General features: G+C 70.2%; 16 protein-coding genes. 8 read left to right on the forward strand and 8 right to left on the reverse strand.

Annotation, left to right across the window (positions count from 1 at the left end; genetic code table 11):
• Nucleotides 1-3: 3 nt before the first annotated feature.
• The gene (locus ACYUED_RS23820; protein WP_491284809.1) at nt 4-933 is read right to left on the reverse strand and encodes a glycosyltransferase; all 930 of its coding nucleotides are present in this window, start codon (nt 931-933) and stop codon (nt 4-6) included.
• A gap of 29 nt (nt 934-962) precedes the next feature.
• Nucleotides 963-2255, reverse strand: a complete 1293-nt coding sequence (locus ACYUED_RS23825; RefSeq protein ID WP_491284811.1) for a glycosyltransferase family 4 protein — start codon at nt 2253-2255, stop codon at nt 963-965.
• Here ACYUED_RS23825 and ACYUED_RS23830 point away from each other — a divergent pair.
• Both ACYUED_RS23830 and ACYUED_RS23835 read left to right on the forward strand, forming a co-directional pair.
• On the forward strand, nt 2237-3865 hold the full coding sequence (locus ACYUED_RS23830) for a tyrosine-protein kinase domain-containing protein (RefSeq protein ID WP_491284813.1): 1629 nt from the start codon (nt 2237-2239) through the stop codon (nt 3863-3865). The two genes, ACYUED_RS23825 and ACYUED_RS23830, sit on opposite strands and share 19 nt — an antisense overlap.
• Before the next feature lie 17 nt (nt 3866-3882).
• Nucleotides 3883-4413 carry an arsenate reductase/protein-tyrosine-phosphatase family protein gene (locus ACYUED_RS23835; RefSeq protein WP_491284815.1) on the forward strand — a complete coding sequence of 177 codons (531 nt, stop codon included), beginning with the start codon at nt 3883-3885 and terminating at the stop codon, nt 4411-4413.
• 61 nt (nt 4414-4474) lie between these two features.
• Here ACYUED_RS23835 and ACYUED_RS23840 read toward each other — a convergent pair whose 3' ends face one another.
• From ACYUED_RS23840 to ACYUED_RS23850, 3 genes are all read right to left on the reverse strand, one after another.
• The gene (locus ACYUED_RS23840) at nt 4475-6325 is read right to left on the reverse strand and encodes a DUF4012 domain-containing protein (protein ID WP_491284816.1); all 1851 of its coding nucleotides are present in this window, start codon (nt 6323-6325) and stop codon (nt 4475-4477) included.
• Between the two features lie 17 nt (nt 6326-6342).
• Nucleotides 6343-6699 (reverse strand): hypothetical protein, encoded by a 357-nt coding sequence (locus tag ACYUED_RS23845; RefSeq protein WP_491284817.1) that lies wholly within the window; start codon nt 6697-6699, stop codon nt 6343-6345.
• Between the two features lie 218 nt (nt 6700-6917).
• Entirely contained in the window at nt 6918-9200 is a 2283-nt protein-coding gene (locus ACYUED_RS23850; protein ID WP_491284819.1) for a (Fe-S)-binding protein, read from the reverse strand.
• Nucleotides 9201-9444: 244 nt separating this feature from the next.
• Between ACYUED_RS23850 and ACYUED_RS23855 the strand changes: the two genes are divergently transcribed.
• The 6 genes from ACYUED_RS23855 to ACYUED_RS23880 all read left to right on the forward strand — a co-directional run bounded on the left by ACYUED_RS23855 (nt 9445) and on the right by ACYUED_RS23880 (nt 16171).
• Nucleotides 9445-10569 carry an MraY family glycosyltransferase gene (locus tag ACYUED_RS23855; RefSeq protein WP_491284822.1) on the forward strand — a complete coding sequence of 375 codons (1125 nt, stop codon included), beginning with the start codon at nt 9445-9447 and terminating at the stop codon, nt 10567-10569.
• Between the two features lie 94 nt (nt 10570-10663).
• A complete protein-coding gene (gene dnaK, locus ACYUED_RS23860) occupies nt 10664-12508 on the forward strand; it encodes a molecular chaperone DnaK (RefSeq protein WP_491284824.1) in 1845 nt (614 codons plus the stop codon).
• On the forward strand, nt 12505-13167 hold the full coding sequence (gene grpE, locus ACYUED_RS23865) for a nucleotide exchange factor GrpE (protein ID WP_491284826.1): 663 nt from the start codon (nt 12505-12507) through the stop codon (nt 13165-13167). The genes dnaK and grpE overlap by 4 nt, the downstream gene beginning before the upstream one ends.
• Before the next feature lie 33 nt (nt 13168-13200).
• The gene (gene dnaJ / locus ACYUED_RS23870; protein ID WP_491284828.1) at nt 13201-14379 is read left to right on the forward strand and encodes a molecular chaperone DnaJ; all 1179 of its coding nucleotides are present in this window, start codon (nt 13201-13203) and stop codon (nt 14377-14379) included.
• 5 nt (nt 14380-14384) lie between these two features.
• Nucleotides 14385-14834 (forward strand): heat shock protein transcriptional repressor HspR, encoded by a 450-nt coding sequence (locus tag ACYUED_RS23875; RefSeq protein WP_491284830.1) that lies wholly within the window; start codon nt 14385-14387, stop codon nt 14832-14834.
• A gap of 218 nt (nt 14835-15052) precedes the next feature.
• On the forward strand, nt 15053-16171 hold the full coding sequence (locus ACYUED_RS23880; protein ID WP_491284831.1) for a sugar ABC transporter substrate-binding protein: 1119 nt from the start codon (nt 15053-15055) through the stop codon (nt 16169-16171).
• A 285-nt stretch (nt 16172-16456) separates the two neighbouring features.
• Here ACYUED_RS23880 and ACYUED_RS23885 read toward each other — a convergent pair whose 3' ends face one another.
• The 3 genes from ACYUED_RS23885 to ACYUED_RS23895 are packed head-to-tail and all read right to left on the reverse strand — an operon-like array spanning nt 16457 to nt 19774.
• Nucleotides 16457-17299, reverse strand: a complete 843-nt coding sequence (locus ACYUED_RS23885; protein WP_491284833.1) for a transglutaminase family protein — start codon at nt 17297-17299, stop codon at nt 16457-16459.
• 1 nt (nt 17300) lies between these two features.
• Entirely contained in the window at nt 17301-18233 is a 933-nt protein-coding gene (locus ACYUED_RS23890) for an alpha-E domain-containing protein (protein WP_266518536.1), read from the reverse strand.
• On the reverse strand, nt 18230-19774 hold the full coding sequence (locus ACYUED_RS23895; RefSeq protein WP_491284836.1) for a circularly permuted type 2 ATP-grasp protein: 1545 nt from the start codon (nt 19772-19774) through the stop codon (nt 18230-18232). The genes ACYUED_RS23890 and ACYUED_RS23895 overlap by 4 nt, the downstream gene beginning before the upstream one ends.
• Nucleotides 19775-19997 lie beyond the last annotated feature (223 nt).

Raw genomic sequence — 19997 nt, forward strand, 5'->3', positions numbered from 1 at the left:
TTCTCAGTTTCTGCCGTGGGCGACAGCACTTGGCGTACGACGGACCGGAAGGCGCATCGCGATGCGCCGGAGCGTGTAGGAGGGCCGGGTCACCAGGGCGAGAGCACACAGCGCGATCGCCCTGACATACCGTCCATCCATCACCAGCAGGCCGGCTTGACGGAATCGCCACGCCGCGCCGTCCCGCCGCCGCTGCGTCTTCGTGAGGCGGTACGAGGACACGAACGATTCCAGGACGGGTTCGGGCCGGCCCTCGAGCCGGGCCGTGGCCCGCTGCTCGACGAAGCGTACGAGCATCATCATCTCGGCGGGCTGACGGGCCGAGATGGAGTCGCCGTGAACCCGGTAGGCGCCGAGCGGCCGCATGACCGTGACGACCGATCCCGCCAGGGCCAGCCGAGCGACGAGGTCGAGATCCGCGACGGGCGGAAGCGCCTCGTCGAAACCTCCCGCGGCGCGCACGGCCTCGGTACGGGCGATCAGCGAGGAGATCGGGAACGGCATCAGTCGACCGCGCCGCATGCGCTCCTGGCAGTCGGCTCTACGAGCGTCCTGCCCCGCCCGGCCGAACCGGCGGCCGTTGCCGGACAGATACTGGAAGACCGCGCCGACGGCGACGACACCGCGGTCGCTCTGCAGGACGCTGATCTGCTCGGAGAGCTTCTCCGGATACCAGACGTCATCGGCGTCGAGAAAGGCCACGATCTCCCCCTTGGCGAGGGCGAGACCGCGATTGCGGGCGGCCGCGACTCCCCCGTTCGCGCCTCGGTCGACCCGTACGCGCGGGTCGGCGACGCCTTCGGCGATCGCCGCGCCGCCGTCGGTGGACCCGTCGTCCACCACGATGACTTCGAGTTCCTTGTGTGTCTGGCCGAGCACGGACGCGACACAGGCTCCGATGTACTTCTCCGTGTTGTACAGAGGGATGATCACCGATACCAGCATGGTTGCCTCTCGAAGGTTCACACAGACGGCAGGATGGCGCGGTAGAGCTCTTCGGCGGTTTTCGCCTTCGCCGTCCAGGTGTGGTTCCGTGCCCACGCCAGCGCGGCCCGTTCCATGCCGTGGTGGGTCTGCCGATCGCCGAGCACACCGCCGAGCGCCCCTGCGACGCGCTGCGGCAGGTCGGCGGGGTTGCCGAGGGGTACGGAAACCGCCCCGCCCGGTGCCGAGAAATCGCTGATGCCGTGGTGGCCGAGATGGACGACGGGGAGGCCTCTGGCCCACGCTTCCAACGTCTGGGTGCTGGAGGAGTCCCGCAGGCTGGTCATCAGGAAGACGTCCGCGTCGTCGCAGGCGGCGAAGACCTCTTCCCGGGGCAGGAGGCCACGGAATTCGACCGATTCACCTACTCCCAGCCGGTGCGCGAGCCGTTCCAGGGACGGTCGCAGGGGCCCGTCGCCGAGGACCACGAGGCGCGCGTCGGGGAATTCCGACCGCAGATGCGCGATCGCCCGCACCGCGAGCTCGGGTGTCTTGCGCGGGTGCAACCTGCCGACCCACAGAACGGTGGGCGGGCGGACGGGCCGGTTCTGCCGGGCCTGGGACGCATCGCGGATCAGCGACTCCTGGATGCCGTCTGCCAGCATCAGCCGGGCGTCGGCACCGCTCAGACGCCGGGCCAGACGGGCCGTGTCCCGGTTGGTGGCCAGTACCGCCGCTGCCTTGCGGAGCGTCAGCCGGCATTGCGGCCGACGGCTGAGGAAGCCGACCCAGAGCACGGTCCGCAGCACCTCCTGCCCGTAGGCGGTGCCCAGGTAGCGCCGGTGACTGTGCGGTGCGATCTGGCCACCGCCGACGGGGCCGAAGACCAAGGGGGGGCCCAGGCGGCGCAGTGCACTGCCGCCCTGCAGGGATCCGTAGGAGACATGGTGCACGAGGTCGGCGGCGCCCAGTCCGCGACGGCGGGCGTGGGCCAGAGCCCGGCGCTGCCAGCCGTCGTAGAGCTTGACCTCCCGGGCCATGCCCCGCAGGAAGCCGGGCAGCAGCCCGGTCCACGCGGGGGCGTGCGGGAGAGGGATGACATGCACCTTGATGCGCTCGCCCACTTCCCCCAGTTCTTCGACCCGGCGCCTGATGTGGCGCACGTTGTCGGACTCGGGGTGGGTGAGGACCTCCACGGTGTGCCCGCGCGTCGCCAGCGTTTCCGCCCAGCCCCAGCCGATGGCCGGTTCGCTGCCGCGTGTCGGATCGCAGGCGAACGAGACCAGCACGATCCGTAGCCCGCGTGGCTCCGGTGCGATTTTCCTATCCACGAAAACCTGTCCATCCATGGTGGGGCCCTCGGTTCTTGTGCCGCGAGGCATGCAGGGCATATCGCCCAATTACACCTATTCTCGACACGACATTAAGTGGCGAATTCGGAAAAAGAGAACATCTCCAGGTCATTGAGAGGCGCGCGTTGGACCTTCGTGGATATCTCAAAGTCTTGGCCAGACGCTGGCCGACCGTCCTGATCTGTCTGTTGGTCGGTATCGGTGCGGCCCAGACCTTCATCGCCTTGAGCACGCCGGTGTACGCGGCCCACACCCAGCTCTTCGTCGCGACCCGGTCCGGTGCCGACACCTCCGAACTGAACCAGGGGCAGAGCTTCTCGCAGGCGCGTGTCCAGTCGTACGCGGCGATCGTGGCCACCCGTCAGGTGACCCAGCCCGTGGTGCGCAAACTGGGGCTGCAGTACACGCCGGAGCAGCTCGCCTCCCGCATCACCGCCGAGGCTCCGCTCAACACCGTGCTCATCAACATCACGGTGCGCGACACGGTTCCGGCACGGGCGGCGCGTATCGCCGACGCCGTCGCGCAGCGCTTCGTCACCGTCGTCGAGCGGTTGGAGACGCCGAAGCAGGCCTCCGCGCCCGCCAAGGGGCACGACTCGTCCGCCGCCCGCGTCTCGCCCGTGTCGCTCGGCGTCACCGAACAGGCGAGCGTTCCCGTCCGCCCGGTGTCACCGAAGCGGTTGCTCGATCTCGCGGCCGGACTTCTCGGCGGGCTGCTCCTCGCCGCCGCCTTCGTCGCGCTGCGTGAGGCGCTCGACACCACCCTCAAGACCAGTGAGGCACTCGGCGAGCTCACCTCGCTGCCGGTGCTCGGCTCCATCCCGTACGACAGGAGTTCCGCCCGGCAGCGGATCGCGATGGACACCGCGAGCACCTCCGTGCGTGCCGAGGCCTTCCGCACGCTGCGCGCCAACCTGCAGTTCGCGCAGGTCGACGACCGGCCGCGGGTGATCGTCGTGACCAGCTCGGTGCCCGGCGAGGGAAAGACCACCACGGCCGTCAACCTGGCGCTCTCCCTCGCCGACGCGGGGCTGCGGACCTGTCTGGTCGACGCCGACCTGCGCCGCCCCTCCGTGGCCGGTACCTTCGGGCTGGTCCAGGACGCCGGACTGACCACGGTGCTCATCGGCCAGGCTCGCGCCGAGGACGTGACGCAGCAGGCCGGGGGCCGGCTCGCGGTACTCACCAGCGGGGCCGTGCCGCCCAATCCGACCGAACTGCTCGCCTCCGACCGCATGCGGGAGGTGCTCGGCGAACTCGCCGGCACCTTCGACGTGGTCGTCGTGGACAGCGCTCCGCTGCTGCCGGTCGCCGACACGATCGGTCTGGCCCCGCTCGCCGACGGCGTGCTGTTCGTCGTACGAGCTTCCAAGACCGGCCGCGACCAGGTCCGCGGCGCCGCCGAGTCACTGAGCCGGACGGGCGTACGCATCCTGGGCACCGTCTTCAGCATGGCGGCTACCTTCAAGGGCAACGGGTACGGCTACGGATACGGCTACCGTCCGGCGGAAGTACCCGTGCCCCGCCCGGCGTTCGGGGGCGCGGAGCCCGTCGACACCGGCCGGCGGTCCGCCGCAGGCGAGACGTGAACCGTCCTGTGCACCCGGTGAGCGCCTTCGAGGTCCTGTTCGTCTGCACCGGCAACCAGCACCGCTCACCGGTGGCGGAACGGCTGCTGGCCGCCGCTCTGCCGGAGCCGGAGTTCAGGGTGGGCAGTGCGGGCTCCGGGGCCAGGCCGGTGCCGCTGGACCCCCTGACGAGCGCGATTCTCCAGGAACTCGGCGGTGACGTACGGGGGTTCACGGCCCGGCCCCTGGAGGCCGGCCATGTCGAACGCGCCGACCTGGTGCTCGGGCTGGAGCGCTGCCACCGGGAGGCTGCCGTGCGGCTCTCTCCGCTGGCGCTGCGCCGCTGTTTCACCCTCCGGGAGTTCGTCCGGCTCATGGACGGGACGGTGGCGCTCACGCCGCGCGAGGCGGTCCGGCTGGCGGCGTCCCGGCGCGGCGCGGTGGTGCCCCCGCCGGGGGAGACGGACGGCATCGAGGACCCGCACGGTGCCCCGCCCGCCGTACAGAAGGCGCGGGCCCTGGAGGTCCGCGACGCGGTTCGGACGCTGGCCGGGATCCTGAAGCCCTGACGGTGAAGCCGGAGCCACGGTGTGCAGAGTGGCTCCGGCTTCACCGTCGACGCGTCAGGGCTCACCCACTGCACGGCTCCCCGCGCCCCACCGTGACCTGCGTCGGCGTCACCAGGGTCTGCCGCAGCACCGTCGGAGCGCCGTCCGCCTCGGGCTCGTTCAGGTGCAGCACCAGCGTGCGGCTGGACTGGCGGGGCAGTTCCAGGTCGAGGGTGTACGTCGGGTGGCCGCGTTCGGTGCCGGGGATCGGGTGGACCGGGCGGCCGTCCAGGACGGCCCCCGTCAGACGCGCCCCCGTGCCGGCGTAGTAGGTCACGATCAGCCGGTTGTCGCCCGGGTGGGTCCGGTAGGGCGGGTAGTCGACCCGCTGGGTGACGTACTCGGGCAGCCCCGAGACCGGCGCCCGGTTGGTGAGGGTCATCGTCGCGGTGACCGACCGGCCGGTGTCCGTGCAGGCCCCCGGCGCCCAGACGAGGCTGCGGTCGAGGTAGTAGTCCAGCTTGGTGCCGGCCGCGTTGTTCACGACGAGCCCCGTGAACGGGCCGGGGGTGTCGGGGAGGACGCCGGAGAACGGCCGCGACTCCAGCAGCCGTTGCTCGTTCGCGTGCGCGCTCCACACCTGGAGCCGTCCCGCCCGCTGCACGTCACGCACGGCACTCAGCAGCGCGGGGATCTGGCGCGAGTCGTCGACCGCGGTCATCAGGCGTCCGGCGGCGGCACGGGCGGCCTCCACGAAGTACGCCTTGCGCCGGGCGACGTCGTCGAACTTCGCGTAGGCGGCCCGCTCGGTGACGTCCACGGCGTTGTCCGCGGTGAGCGCCGTGCCGTCGGGCAGCCGGGCCGGCCCGGTGGCGCGGAGCAGCAGGCCGAGCGCCCCGGGGTCGATGGCGAAGGCACCGTCCAGACGCTGGCCGCTCTGGTCGCGCCAGAACCCGGTCCAGATACGGGCCGCGTACGGGAAGTGCGGGCTCATGTTGGCGTTGGCCCAGACGCTCTCGGGCTGGTTGTTGCCGTACTCGGCGGCGAACTCGGCCCCGAGGTCCACGGCCGCGTGGCCGCCCATCTCCGTGTTGTTGCCGAAGTGCTCGAACGAAAGCCGCCCCCGGTCGACCCGCAGCACCGCGAATGCCCCCGGAAGACCGCCTGTGCCCCGGGCCTCGGCCGTGTTCTGGAAGGCGAGGAAGTAGCGCCGCGGCCCGTGCATCCCCAGCATCGAAGGCATCACACGCGTCGCGACCGCGGCGTCGCCGGTCTGCGGGACGAGACGGTCGAGTTGGTCCGCCAGCTGCGTGCGGGCGCGGTCGACGGGCGGCAGCCAGGTGGAGCCGGGCAGGCGGCGGGCCTCGTCCCGTACCTGGGCGGCCACCTGCGCCGCCCGGGTGAACGCGGGCGCCTGGCCTTCCAGTTCGGTGAGGACATGCGGAATGCCGCCGGTACGGGCGCCCGCCGTGAGCTGGGGGACGGCTCGCGCCAGCGGCGGCAGGACGCCGTTGGTCAGTTGGTCCGAGACCCGTGCGATGCCGCGCACGGTCTCCAGCGGGCCGCCGACGAAGGGCAGGTGGGCGGCGGTGTACCAGGCGGGCCCGGTGGTGAGGTGGTGGGCGCGTGCGGCGTGTGCGGCCGCGGAACGCGTCAGCCGCTCCTGGTCGGACTCCACCGGGGCCCCCGCGGCGACCCCCTTGGTGGAGGCGGGGGCCGCCGACGTCGCGACCGACTCCCGCAGCGCGTTCAGGTCCTCCTGAGCGGCGAGGAGGTCGGAGCGGGCGAACCACCCGGTCACGCCGATCCAGGCAGCCGCCGCCACTGGCACAGTGACGCCGGCCAACAGCAGGTACCTGGCCAGCGGGCCGCGAACGTGCCGGTCCGCCCGGTGGGCGTCCCGGGCGGACCCGGGACGCCCGGGGAACTTCATGCGCACTTTACGCAGCGTCATGAGGTACGGCGACGCCGAGCGACCATCATGGTGCCGACACCTGCTGCGATCAGCGCGGCGGCCACACCGCCCAGAGCCAGCTTCTTCTTGTCGTCGTTGCCTGTGTTCGCGAGGTGGCCCGGAGGGTGCCCGTTCTCGTGGTGTCCTTCGTCGTGGTGACCGTGGCCGGGGTGGTGCGGCTTCGGCGGGTAGGGCGGGTACGGCGACGGGGGGTACGCCGTGTGGGTCGGGTGCGCGGGGGGCGGGTTCTCCCAGGCCTGGGCGGTCCCCGCGGACACCAGCGGTGCTGCGACGAGCGCAGCGGCCGTGGCGGCCGAGGCCAGAGCCGATCGCCATCTCAGCGATGTCGTCATCTTCCACTCTCCTTGACTTGAGTAGCGCCGGGCTGCGGCGTGGGCAGCCTTCAAGTGCAGATAGTGGAATAAATAGGAATTTCTACGTATAAATAACGGCTTGGGCGCCATGACTCACCGGATGGTGTAGCGAGATCACCGTGTCGCTTCTCTCGGGCTACGACGGCGCCCCCTGTCCCGGGCGGGACAGGGGGCGCCTGACGGTGTCGGTGGGCGGGCTACTTCACCGGCTCGGGTTCCGGTGCGCTCTCCGTCTCCTCGGCGTCCGTCGGGTCGGCCGGTGTCCTGACCGAGTCCAGGAGGAGCTGGGCGACGTCGACGACCTGGATGGACTCCTTGGCCTTGCCGTCGTTCTTCTTGCCGTTGACCGAGTCGGTCAGCATGACGAGGCAGAACGGGCAGGCCGTCGAGACGATGTCGGGGTTCACGGACAGAGCCTCATCGACGCGCTCGTTGTTGATGCGCTTGCCGATCCGCTCCTCCATCCACATCCGCGCGCCGCCGGCGCCGCAGCAGAAGCCGCGCTCCTTGTGGCGGTGCATCTCCTCGTTACGAAGACCCGGGACGTTCGCGATGATCTCGCGCGGAGGCGTGTAGATCTTGTTGTGGCGGCCCAGGTAGCAGGGGTCGTGGTACGTGATGATGCCCTCGACCGGTGTGACCGGGACCAGCTTGCCCTCGTCCACCAGGTGCTGCAGCAGCTGGGTGTGGTGGATGACCTCGTAGTCGCCGCCGAGCTGCGGGTACTCGTTGCCGATCGTGTTCAGGCAGTGCGGGCAGGTGGCGACGATCTTCTTGGCCGACCTGGGCTTGGCGGACTCCGGGACCACCTTGCCGTCGTCGTCCAGCTCCTCGCCGAACGCCATGTTCAGTGCCATGACGTTCTCCATGCCGAGCTCCTGGAACAGGGGCTCGTTGCCCAGGCGGCGGGCGGAGTCGCCGGTGCACTTCTCGTCGCCGCCCATGATCGCGAACTTGACGCCCGCGATGTGGAGGAGTTCGGCGAAGGCCTTCGTGGTCTTCTTGGCGCGGTCCTCCAGGGAGCCCGCGCAGCCGACCCAGTACAGGTACTCGACCTCGGTGAGGTCCTCGATGTCCTGGCCGACGACCGGGACCTCGAACTCGACCTCCTTGAGCCACTCCAGGCGCTGCTTCTTCGCCAGGCCCCAGGGGTTGCCCTTCTTCTCCAGGTTCTTGAGCATCGTGCCCGCCTCGGACGGGAACGCGGACTCGATCATCACCTGGTAGCGGCGCATGTCGACGATGTGGTCGATGTGCTCGATGTCCACCGGGCACTGCTCGACGCAGGCGCCGCAGGTGGTGCAGGACCACAGGACGTCCGGGTCGATGACGCCGTTCTCCTCGGCGGTGCCGATGAGGGGGCGCTCGGCCTCCGCGAGAGCCGCGGCGGGGACGCCGGCCAGCTGCTCCTCGGACGCCTTCTCCTCGCCCTCCATGGTCTTGCCGCCGCCGGCCAGCAGGTACGGGGCCTTGGCGTGCGCGTTGTCGCGCAGCGACATGATCAGGAGCTTCGGGGAGAGCGGCTTGCCCGTGTTCCAGGCCGGGCACTGCGACTGGCAGCGGCCGCACTCGGTGCAGGTGGAGAAGTCGAGGAGGCCCTTCCAGGAGAACTGCTCGACCTGGGACACGCCGAACACGTCGTCGTCACCGGGGTCGGTGAAGTCGATCGGCTTGCCGCCCGAGGTCATCGGCAGCAGGGCGCCCAGGGAGGTCTCACCGGTGGCGTTGCGCTTGAACCAGATGTTCGGGAAGGCGAGGAAGCGGTGCCAGGCCACGCCCATGTCGGTCTTCAGGGCGACCGTGATCATCCAGATGAAGGAGGTCGCGATCTTCAGGCCGGCGAAGAAGTAGGTGAGGTTCTGGAGCGTGGAGACGTCCAGGCCCTTCAGCCACGACACCACCGGGTACGAGATGAAGAACGACGCCTCGTACGAGTCCACGTGGTGCTGGGCGCCCTCCAGCGCGTGCAGCATGAAGATGCAGACGCCGACGATGAGGATGACGGCCTCGACGAAGTACGCCTGGCCGAAGTTGGAGCCGGCGAAGCGGGACTTGCGGCCCGGCCTGTTCGGCTTGCTCAGCTGGCGGATCGCGATCAGGACCGCGATGCCGAGCACCGTCATCGTGCCGATGAACTCGACGAACACGTTGTACGGAGCCCACTCGCCGATGACCGGCAGCAGCCAGTCGGCCTGGAACAGCTGGCCGATGGCGTTGACGATCGTCAGCAGCAGCGAGAAGAAGCCGACCGCCACGAACCAGTGCGCCACACCGACGATGCCCCAGCGGTTCATCCGGGTGTGGCCGAGGAACTCCCTGGCCACGGTGACGGTGCGCTGGACCGGCTCGTCGGTGCGGGTGCCCGCGGGCACGTTCTGGCCGAGCCGCATGAAGTTGTAGATCTGCACGATCGCGCGGCCGAACAGGGCCACGCCGACCACGATCAGAACCAGCGACACGATGATCGCGGCGAGTTGCATTTGGGGGCTCCTCGGGCCTGCGAGGGGTTTCGTTCGAGGGCGGGGCCTCGACATTACTAAGCGGTAACTTATGCAGTCCGTCTGAGACTACCCCCATCTTCCATCGCACTGTAGCCAGCCGTTTGGTGATCTGTGTCGCTGAGGGTTGCCTTAAGGGCCGGCTTCGAGGACCGGCTTCAAGGTCTGTGACGATCCGATCGTGTTATTCATGCCAAATTGGTACATTCGCCCCTAACTTAGATCCGTGCTCTACGGGATCGCCGCCGCCACCACCGCCCTTCTGCTCGCCGCCGTGCTCACCGCACTGCTCCGGGTGCCTGCCCTGCGCCTCGGGGTCGTCGAGCGCAGACGGCAGCGGCAGCGGCCCCTTCCGCTGTTCGGGGGTGTGGCGGTGGTGCTCGCCACCTGCGCGGTGGCGGTGGCCGGGGACCGGTCCGGCGTCGCGCCGCTCGGATCCGGGGTGGGCCGGCTGCTCGCCGCGGGGGGCGTCGTCGCGGCGCTCGGGCTCATCGCGGACCTGCGGCGGGTCAAGGCCCGGGTGCTCGTCGCCGGTACGGCCGCGGCGGCGGCGTGGGTGGTGCCGTACGACGAGATCGGGGTGCCCGCCGGTGCGCTCGCCGTCTGCTGGATCGTCTTCGTCGCCGTCGGGTTCAAGGCGCTCGACCACGCCGACGCGCTCGCGGGGACCGTCGGGGTCGTCACCGCCTTCGGGGTCGGCGCCTGTGCGGCGGCCGAGGTGATGGACGGGCTCGCGGTGCTGCTGAGCGTGCTGGCCGCCGCGCTGACGGGGTTCCTCATGCACAACTGGCCTCCCGCGCGCGTGGGGCTCGGTGCGTGCGGGTCGCTGTTCGCCGGGTTCGTGCTCGCCGCGTCGGCCGTGTTCACCCAGGCCGGCTACGGGCTGGCGTCCAGTGCGGGGGTGCTGTTCCCGCTCACCGCGGTGGCGAGCGCCGACGTACTTCTCGTGGTCCTGTCGCGGCGACTGGCCGGGCGGCCGTTGCTGAGGGGTGGGCCCGACCATCTCGCCCACCGGTTGCGGCGGTTGGGGCTCACCCCGCAGGGGGCGACCGTGCTCCCCGGTATCGGCGCGTTCGCCGGGGTGCTCGTCGCAGTGCTCATGCACATCGGGTGGACCGCCGAGTCCGGGGTGTTCTGGGTGGGGGCGGGGGCGCTCATCGTCGTACTCCTGCTGCTTCGGGTGCCGGTGTACGGAGTCCGCAGACCCGTCCCCGCACAGGCCGGAAGGTCCACGCAGACCGGGAGAACCGGGAGAGCGGTGTCCCCGCAGACCGGGAGAGTGGTGTCCACGCAGGCTGGGAGGCCCGTGTCCACGCAGGTCAGCGGCCACTTGCGTGTAAGGAACGGATAAGAGTTGAGCCCCTGCGACTCAGGTCTGTTGACCCATCGCCGGGTGTCGTGCACACTTGAGTCCGTTCCACTCAAGTCAGCTGGAGGAAATCACCATGGCACGTGCGGTCGGCATCGACCTGGGCACGACTAACTCCGTCGTCAGCGTTCTGGAGGGCGGCGAGCCCACCGTCATCACCAACGCCGAGGGTGCCAGGACCACGCCGTCCGTCGTCGCCTTCGCGAAGAACGGTGAGGTGCTCGTCGGCGAGGTCGCCAAGCGCCAGGCGGTCACGAACGTGGACCGGACCATCCGCTCCGTGAAGCGTCACATGGGCACGGACTGGAAGATCGAGCTTGACGGCAAGGTCTTCAACCCGCAGCAGATGTCCGCGTTCATCCTGCAGAAGCTGAAGCGCGACGCCGAGTCCTACCTGGGCGAGAAGGTGACCGACGCGGTCATCACCGTCCCGGCGTACTTCAACGACTCCGAGCGCCAGGCGACGAAGGAAGCCGGCGAGATCGCCGGCCTGAACGTCCTGCGTATCGTCAACGAGCCCACCGCGGCCGCGCTCGCGTACGGCCTCGACAAGGACGACCAGACGATCCTCGTCTTCGACCTCGGTGGCGGCACCTTCGACGTGTCGCTCCTGGAGATCGGTGACGGCGTCGTCGAGGTGAAGGCCACCAACGGCGACAACCACCTCGGTGGTGACGACTGGGACCAGCGCGTCGTCGACTACCTGGTCAAGCAGTTCGCCAGCGGTCACGGCGTGGACCTCGGCAAGGACAAGATGGCCCTGCAGCGCCTGCGTGAGGCTGCCGAGAAGGCCAAGATCGAGCTGTCCTCGTCCACCGAGACCTCGATCAACCTGCCTTACATCACCGCGTCCGCCGAAGGCCCGCTGCACCTGGACGAGAAGCTCACCCGGGCTCAGTTCCAGCAGCTGACGGCCGACCTGCTGGAGCGCTGCAAGACGCCGTTCCACAACGTCATCAAGGACGCCGGCATCTCCATCAACGAGATCGACCACGTCGTCCTCGTCGGTGGCTCCACCCGTATGCCCGCCGTCGCCGAGCTCGTCCGCGAGCTGACCGGCGGCAAGGACGCCAACAAGGGCGTCAACCCGGACGAGGTCGTCGCCATCGGCGCCGCCCTGCAGGCCGGTGTCCTCAAGGGTGAGGTCAAGGACGTCCTGCTCCTCGACGTGACCCCGCTGTCGCTTGGTATCGAGACCAAGGGCGGCATCATGACGAAGCTCATCGAGCGGAACACGACGATCCCGACCAAGCGGTCCGAGATCTTCACCACCGCCGAGGACAACCAGCCCTCCGTGCAGATCCAGGTCTACCAGGGCGAGCGCGAGATCGCGGCGTACAACAAGAAGCTCGGGATGTTCGAGCTGACGGGTCTGCCGCCGGCCCCGCGCGGTGTCCCGCAGATCGAGGTCGCCTTCGACATCGACGCCAACGGCATCATGCACGTGACCGCGAAGGACCTGGGCACGGGCAAGGAGCAGAAGATGACCGTCACCGGCGGCTCCTCGCTGCCGAAGGACGAGGTCGACCGGATGCGCCAGGAGGCCGAGAAGTACGCGGAGGAGGACCACGCCCGCCGCGAGGCCGCCGAGTCCCGCAACCAGGGCGAGCAGCTCGTCTACCAGACGGAGAAGTTCCTCAAGGACAACGAGGACAAGGTCCCGGGCGAGATCAAGACCGAGGTCGAGGCGTCCGTCGAGGAGCTGAAGGCCGCGCTCAAGGGCGAGGACACCGCCGAGATCCGCACCGCCACCGAGAAGGTCGCGGCCGTCTCGCAGAAGCTGGGCCAGGCCATGTACGCCGACGCCCAGGCCTCGCAGGCCGCGGGCGGCGACGCTCCCGGTGCCGAGGCCCCGAAGGCCGACGACGACGTCGTCGACGCCGAGATCGTCGACGAGGAGCGTAAGGACGGTGCCGCGTGACGGAGGAGACCCCGGGTTTCGACGAGAAGCCTGACGTCCCCTCCGGCGCCACCCCCGACGACGCCGAGCCGCAGGCCGCCTCCTCCTCCACGGGGGAGGGGGCGGCCCCGGCCGGGGACGCAGCACAGATCGCCGGCCTGACGGCCCAGCTGGACCAGGTGCGCAAGGCGCTCGAAGAGCGCACCGCGGACCTCCAGCGGCTCCAGGCCGAGTTCCAGAACTACCGCCGCCGGGTCGAGCGGGACCGGATCACGGTCAAGGAGATCGCCATCGCGAACCTCCTGACCGAGCTCCTGCCCGTGGTCGACGACATCGGCCGCGCGCGGGAACACGGCGAGCTCGTCGGCGGATTCAAGTCCGTCGCGGAGTCGCTGGAGACCGTCGCGGCGAAGATGGGACTGCAGGCGTTCGGCAAGGAGGGCGAGCCCTTCGACCCGACGATCCACGAGGCCCTCATGCACTCGTACGCGCCGGACGTCACCGAGACGACCTGCGTGGCGATCCTGCAGCCCGGGTATCGCATCGGCGAGCGCACCATCCGCCCCGCGCGGGTGGCCGTGGCCGAACCCCAGCCGGGGGCGCAGACCGTCAAGGCGGACTCCTCGGAGTCCGGCGAGGCGGCCGACGACAAGGAGAGCGGTGGCCCGGACGAGGGCTGAGCTTGAACCGATGAGAAAGGAGGGGCGTCGAGGATGAGCACCAAGGACTTCATCGAGAAGGACTACTACAAGGTCCTCGGCGTCCCCAAGGACGCCACCGAGGCCGAGATCAAGAAGGCGTACCGGAAGCTCGCCCGCGAGTTCCACCCGGACGCCAACAAGGGCAACGCCAAGGCCGAGGAGCGCTTCAAGGAGATCTCCGAGGCCAACGACATCCTCGGCGACCCCAAGAAGCGCAAGGAGTACGACGAGGCCCGCACCCTCTTCGGCAACGGCGGCTACCGCCCGGGGCCGGGCGGCGCGGGCGGCTCCTTCAACTTCGACCTGGGCGACCTCTTCGGAGGCACCCCCCAGGGCGGCGGAAGCTCCGGAGGCTTCGGCGGCGGAATCGGTGACGTCTTCGGGGGCCTGTTCAACCGCGGCAGCTCCGGCACCACGCGGGTGCAGCCCAGGCGCGGACAGGACATCGACACCGAGGTCAGCCTCAGCTTCACCGAGGCGATCGAGGGGGCGACGGTCCCGCTGCGCATGTCCTCGCAGTCACCCTGCAAGGCCTGCTCCGGCACCGGCGACGCGAACGGCAACCCCCGGGTGTGCCCGACGTGCGTCGGCACCGGCCAGGTGGCGCGGGGCTCCGGCGGCGGCTTCTCGCTGACCGACCCGTGCCCGGACTGCAAGGGCCGCGGCCTGATCGCGGAGAACCCCTGCGAGGTCTGCAAGGGCAGCGGCCGCGCCAAGTCGTCGCGGACCATGCAGGTCCGCATCCCGGCCGGAGTGTCGGACGGCCAGCGCATCCGCCTGCGCGGCAAGGGCGCACCGGGCGAACGGGGCGGCCCGGCGGGCGACCTGTACGTCACCGTGCACGTCGACGCGCACCCGGTGTTCGGCCGCAGGGACGACAACCTCACCGTCACCGTCCCGGTGACGTTCACGGAGGCGGCCCTCGGCGGCGAGGTCAGGGTTCCCACCCTGGGCGGCCCTCCCGTCACCCTGAAGCTGCCGCCGGGCACGCCCAACGGCCGCACCATGCGCGCCCGGGGCAAGGGCGCGGTCCGCAAGGACGGCACCCGCGGTGACCTCCTGGTCACCGTCGAGGTGAGTGTCCCGGTGGACCTGACGGGGAAGGCTCGTGACGCGCTGGAGGCGTATCGCGAGGCGACCGCGGGCGAGGACCCGCGGGCGGAGCTGTTCCAGGCCGCGAAGGGAGCTTGACAGAGATGGACGGCCGTCGACGCAACCCGTACGAACTGACCGAGGAAACTCCGGTCTACGTCATTTCGGTGGCGGCCCAGCTCTCCGGCCTGCACCCGCAGACCCTGCGCCAGTACGACCGTCTCGGCCTGGTCTCCCCGGACCGCACGCCCGGCCGCGGCCGCCGCTACTCGGCCCGCGACATCGAACTGCTGCGCACCGTGCAGCAGTTGTCGCAGGACGAGGGCATCAACCTGGCCGGCATCAAGCGGATCATCGAACTGGAGAACCAGGTCGCCGCGCTCCAGCAGCGCGTCGTCGAACTCCAGTCGGCGGTCGAGGGCGCGGCGGCGGCGATGCAGCAGCGTGAGGCGGCGGTGCACGCGTCGTACCGCCGCGATCTGGTCCCGTACCAGGAGGTGCAGCAGACCAGCGCGTTGGTGGTGTGGCGGCCGAAGCGGCAGCAGTCCGACTGACGTCCTCGTGTCAGGTCGTGGCAGGGGCTCGGAGACATTCCGGGCCCCTTCGTCATGGTCGGGCCTTCGGGTGGCAGACCGGTACGTAGGGGCCTGACATTAACGTTGACGTCTCATTACCCGGTTATTCCTTGACGATCGTGTGAAGACGGCGTTGGCTTCCTTCACCTGGGCCGCGTGAAGCACCCTGGTTCGGAAGGTGTCGGAAGGTAAGCGCAGTGAACACCCGTACCCGTCGTATCGCCCTGTGCGTGGCAGTCGCCACGACCACCCTCTCGCTCTCCTCATGCGGTGCGCTGAACGTGTCGGGGGACAGCAAGTCGGCGAGCCCCACGAAGGGCGACGACGTGACCATCGGGCTGCTGCTGCCGGAGACGGCCAACACCCGGTACGAGGACTTCGACTACCCGATCATCAAGGAGCAGGTCGCCTCGCTCACCAGGAAGCAGGGCAAGGTCGACTACGCCAACGCCGGCCAGAACGCGGACAAGCAGGCCTCCCAGATGCAGAAGATGATCGACGACGGGGTCGACACCATCCTGCTGGACGCGGTGGACGCGCACGCCATCGCCGGTGAGGTGAAGAAGGCGAAGGACGCCGGTATCCCGGTCATCGCCTACGACCGGCTGGCCGAGGGCCCCATCGACGCGTACATCTCCTTCGACAACGAACTCGTCGGCGAGGTCCAGGCCCGCTCCCTGCTCGACGCGCTGGGCAGCGGCGTCGACACCTCCGACAAGATCGTCATGATGAATGGTTCGCCCACCGACCCGAACGCCAAGCAGTTCAAGGCGGGCGCCCTGTCCGAGCTCAACGGCAAGGTGACGATCGCCAAGTCGTACGACACCAAGGACTGGGACCCGAAGAACGCCGAGTCCAACATGACCGAGGCGATCAAGGCGATCGGCAAGGGCAACCTCGCGGGCGTCTACTCCGCCAACGACGGCATGGCCGGCGGCATCGTCAAGGCCATGGAGGACGCCGGCATCACCAGCCTGCCGCCGCTCACCGGTCAGGACGCGGAACTGGCGGCCGTGCAGCGGATCGTGGCGGGCGAGCAGTACATGAGCGTGTACAAGTCGTACCCGCAGGAGGCGCAGGGCGCCGCGCAGATGGCCGTGGCCAAGGTGCAGGGCAAGGACATCGAGTTCGACGCCCTCACCCAGGACACGGTCGACAGCCCCACGGACAAGGGCATCCCCGCGCAGCTCGTCACCGTGACCGCCCTGACGAAGAAGAACATCAAGTCGACGGTCGTCGCCGACGGCATCTACAAGATCTCCCAGATCTGCACGTCGAAGTACGCCTCGAAGTGCGCGGCGATCGGCCTCGAGTAACCGCTCTTCGGCCGGCCGGCACCGGCACCGTCTCGCGGGCCCGCCGCACCTCCCGCAGGCCGAGGCCGACGGACGTGAAGTCCGGTGCCGCTCCGAGCCGGGCGCGGACCTCGCCCGGCGGCGAGACGACCGGGCTGCCGCCCGCCTCGTGCCGGCTGCGCACGGTGAGTTCGGCAGCCGGGACCCCGCCCCGCTGCGCCGTCTCCTTCGCCCACCGCACGGACGACGCGAAGCCGGTCCCGGCCAGGTTCGCGTCGTGCGTGGGGCAGCCGCCCGGGCGGGGGCTCACGCCACCCGGGTGAACTCCACCGACACCTCCGGCGGGCCGCCGGCCACGCCCCGGTAGATGCCCTTGTGCGGGGTGACGTCGTCGTAGTCGCGGCCCCGGGCCACCACGACGTGGGACTCGTCGGCCCGGGTGCTGTTGGTGGGGTCGTAGCCGCACCAGTCGCCCGCCCAGTACTCGATCCAGGCGTGGCTCTGCCCGGCGACGGGGCGGTGGAGCTCGGCCTCGCGGTCGGGGTGGAGGTAGCCGGAGACATAGCGGGCCGGCAGTCCGACGCCCCGCAGCAGGGCGACGGTGAGGTGGGTGATGTCCTGGCAGACGCCCGCGCCCTGCTCCCAGGCCTCCGCGGGGGACGTGTTCACGCTGGTGGCGCCGGGCAGGTAGGACACCCGGCCGGCGACCAGGGCCGACACGGCCGTCGCCGTGTCGTGCGGGTCGAGGCCGGCCGCGGCCTTGCGTGCCTTCTTGACGAGCTTCGCCGGGACCGTCGTACGGCCCGTCGGGCTCGTGAACTCCAACAGGCGTGAGTTCACCGTGAGTTCGGCCATTTTCGCCCAGGTGGGCGCCGCCGGGAGCGGGTCCGCCGGGGACGTTTCGACCAGGCTGGAGGCGGTGATGGTGAGGTCGCCGTGCGGGTCCATCAGGTCGAAGCCGGTGACCTGGGTGCCCCAGTAGTCCCAGTACGACCAGGTGGCCGTCGCGGGGCTCACCGTGACGCGGGCGTCCAGGGTGGTCTGGCCGGGCAGCGTCAGCGGGGTCATACGGACCTCGTTGTGCGAGGAGGCCGCGGGCTGGGCGTAGGAGACCCGGGTGGTGTGCTTGATACGGAGGCGACGAGCCATCTCAGGCTCCTTCCTGGGCCCACTCGACGGGCCCCTGGTACGGGAAGAACCGCTCCGCCACCGCGTCCGCGGACGCCAGGCAGGCCTGCTGCAGATCCCGCAGCAGGACCGGAAGCTGGTCTTCGAGGGCGTGCCTGTCCAGGTATTCGAGGCGGGTGCGCAGCCGGCCGATGGGGCGGCGCGCCGGGTCCTGGCGGGGACGGCCGAGCGCGGTGAGGCACTCCTCCGCCGTGGTCAGCGCGTGCAGCGCCGAGCGCGGGAAGTCCCGGTCCAGGAGCAGGAATTCGGCCACTCGCGGGGTGTCGCCGAAACCGCCGTACACGCGCGCGTACGCCTCGTCGGCGCCGGACGCGCTCAGCAGCGTCGGCCAGTCGGGCGCGTGCGCGGCGTCCAGCACCCGCACCGACAGCAGCCGTACGGTCATGTCGACCCGCTCCAGGCTGCGGCCCAGGACGACGAACCGCCAGCTGTCGTCCCGGCTCATCGTCGAGTCCGCGAGGCCGAAGAAGAGGGCCGCCCGGCGCCGTACCAGCTCCAGATAGGCGTACGGGCCCGTGCGCCGCGCCGCGAGCCGCTGGTCGGCGAGCGCGTGCCAGGTGGAGTTGAGGCACTCCCACATCTCGGAGGAGACGGCCTCACGGGCACTGCGCGCGTTCAACCGGGCGGCGCCCAGCGCCCCTTCGATGGAGCCCGTGGAGCGGGCGTCGAAGGCCAGCTGGTCCAGGACCTGCTGCATGTCCACGCGCTCGTCCCCGGCGTCCATGCCGAGGATCGCGTACAGCGACCGGCAGGCGGCGTCCTCGTCGCGCCAGGGGTCCTCCAGCATGCGGTGCAGATACGCGTCGAGGATGCGGCCCGTGGCGTCCGCCCGCTCGACGTAGCGGCCGGTCCAGCTCAGGGCCTCGGCTATCCGGGAGAGGATCACGTCGTTCACTGCTGCTGGGCCCCTTCCTGTACGACGGCACGGGTGCCGTCGGGTCCGAGCCGGCGCGGGGCGACGGCGGGGATCGCGGTGGCCGGCTCGGGCGCCGGCTGCTCGGACTGGCCCTCGGCGAGCACCCAGGTGTCCTTGGAGCCGCCGCCCTGGCTGGAGTTGACGATCAGGTTGCCCTCCTGGAGGGCGACGCGGGTCAGCCCGCCGGGCAGCACCCAGACGTCGTTGCCGTCGTTCACCGCAAACGGCCTGAGGTCGATGTGGCGCGGTGCCATGCGCTCGCCCGCGAGGGTGGGGGAGGTGGACAGGGCGACGGGCCGCTGCGCGATGTAGCCGCGCGGGTCGGCGGTGACGGCTTTGCGAGTGCGTTCGAGAGTGTCCTTGTCGGCCTTCGGGCCGATGACGATGCCCTGGCCGCCCGCCCCGTCGACGGGCTTGATGACCAACTGGTCGATCTGGTCGAGGACCGCCTCCAACTGTCCCGGCTCGTCGGGCCGGTAGGACTCGACGTTGGGAAGAATCGGTTCCTCGGAGAGGTAGTAGCGGATCAGGTCCGGGACGTAGGTGTAGAGCAGCTTGTCGTCCGCGATCCCGTTGCCGACGGCGTTCGCGAGTGTGACGTTGCCCGCCATGGCCGCGCCCATGATGCCGGGGCAGCCGATCACCGAGTCCGGGCGGCAGTGGAGCGGGTCGAGGAAGTCGTCGTCCAGGCGCCGGTATACGACGTGGACGGGCACCTCGCCGCGCGTGGTGCGCATCCACACCCGGTTGCCGCGGCAGACCAGGTCGTGCCCCTCGACCAGCTGCACGCCCATCAGGCGGGCGAGCAGGGCGTGTTCGAAGTAGGCGGCGTTGCTGGGGCCGGGGGTCAGGACGACGACCCTCGGGTCCGGCACCCCGTCGGGCGCGGCGGCACGCAGGGCGGCCAGGAGCCGGTGGCAGTACCCGTCGACGGGCAGGACGTGCTGCTCGGCGAAGAGGGACGGGAAGATCCGGGTCATGGCCCGGCGGTTCTCGATGACGTACGAAACCCCGCTGGGCACCCGCACGTTGTCCTCAAGGACCCGGAAGTCCCCGGCCTCGTCGCGTACGAGGTCGATGCCGGCGACGTGGATGCGCACCCCGCCCGGTGGTTCGACCCCCTGCGCGGATCGGTGGAAGTGGGGGGAGTTGAGCAGCAGCCGCCAGGGCACGACACCGTCCTCGAAGGCACGGCAGTGCCCGTAGGCGTCGGCGAGATAGGCCTCCAGGGCTCTGACGCGCTGGCTCACCCCGCGTTGTATGAGATCCCATTCGAGGGCGTCGAGGATGCGGGGCACGAGGTCCAGCGGCCAGGGCCGTTCCTCGCCCGCGAAGGCGTACGTCACGCCGCGGTCGGTGAAGGCGCGGGCCATCTGGTCCGCCCGGAACCTGAGTTCACTCGGTTCGATCGGCTGCAGCGCCGCCAGCACCGGCTCATAGGCGGTCCTGACCTCACCCGGCCGCTCAAACATCTCGTCCCACGCATCGGCCAACGCGTACGCGTCAAATATGTCCGCCATGAGGGGACGTTAGAGGCGCGGTGTAACGCGACGATCACTCCGGTATTTCCGGGAGCTTGCGTACCCGGAAGGGGCGGGCGGGGTGCCCGGGACCACCCCCAGCTTGTTGCAGGACGACGGCAGGAGGACGGTAGGAAACGGGAGTTATGGGTGCTTAACCACCGGGAGCTTTGGCCGAGCCGTGTTGCGGAGCCGGTCGCGTCCGCGCATAGTTGCGCTGCGG

The sequence above is a fragment of the Streptomyces sp. DF42 genome (assembly GCF_058267695.1).